Source organism: Methylobacterium oxalidis, from assembly GCF_007992195.1.
GTDB classification, from domain to species: domain Bacteria; phylum Pseudomonadota; class Alphaproteobacteria; order Rhizobiales; family Beijerinckiaceae; genus Methylobacterium; species Methylobacterium oxalidis.
On the sequence record NZ_BJZU01000313.1, the window covers coordinates 1 to 946 of the forward strand.

The 946-nt window shown below is 70.7% G+C and carries 1 protein-coding gene; it reads right to left on the minus strand.

Going from position 1 to position 946, the window contains the following annotated elements; genetic code table 11:
* The coding region (rfbB, locus tag MOX02_RS30760) for a dTDP-glucose 4,6-dehydratase (RefSeq protein WP_147029536.1) at nt 1–946 on the minus strand (946 nt) is incomplete at both ends.

Here is a 946-nt window from a genome sequence, read left to right on the forward strand (position 1 = left end):
TCCTCCAGCGCCGCCTCGAAGCTCTTCGTCGGCGCCCAGCCGAGCTCGGCCTCGGCCTTGCCCGGGTCGATCGCGTAGCGACGATCGTGGCCGGGCCGGTCGGCCACGAAGGTGATCAGCCGCTCGTGCGGGCCGCCTTCCGGCCGCAGCCGGTCGAAGGCGGCGCACAGCGCCTTCACGACCGAGAGGTTGTTGCGCACCGCCCGACCACCGAGCAGGTAGGTCTGTCCGACCCGGCCGCGCTCCAGCACGGCCACGAGGCCGCGGGCGTGGTCCTCGACATGGATCCAGTCGCGCTCGTTCAGCCCGTCGCCATAGACGGGCAGCGGCCGGCCTTCGAGCGCATTGAGGATCATCAGCGGGATGAGCTTCTCGGGGAAGTGGCGCGGGCCGTAGTTGTTCGAGCAGTTCGTCACCAGCACCGGCAGGCCGTAGGTCTCGTGCCAGGCCCGCGCCAGGTGATCGGAGGCGGCTTTCGAGGCCGAGTAGGGCGAGCGCGGATCGTAGCGGCTCTCCTCGGTGAAGAAGCCGCCGGGCGGCAGCGAGCCGTAGACCTCGTCGGTGGAGACGTGCAGGAAGCGGAAGGTGTCGCGGCCCGCGCCCGAAAGCCCCTCGTAGTGGCTGCGGGCGGCATCGAGCATGACCTGCGTGCCCGTGACGTTGGTGCGGATGAAGGCGCCGGGCTCGGAGATGGAGCGGTCGACGTGGCTCTCGGCGGCCAAGTGCATCACCGCTTCCGGCGCGAAGTCGCGGAAGGCGGCGTTGACGGCCCCTGGATCGCAGATGTCGGCCTCCAGCAGGCGGTGGCGCGGGTTGCCCTCCAGGGACGCGAGCGAGACGGGGTTGGCGGCATAGGTGAGCGCGTCGAGCGTCAGCACCTCGTGACCGAGGTTCTGCACGAGGTGCAGCACGAGGGCGGAGCCGATGAAGCCGCAGCCGCCGGTCA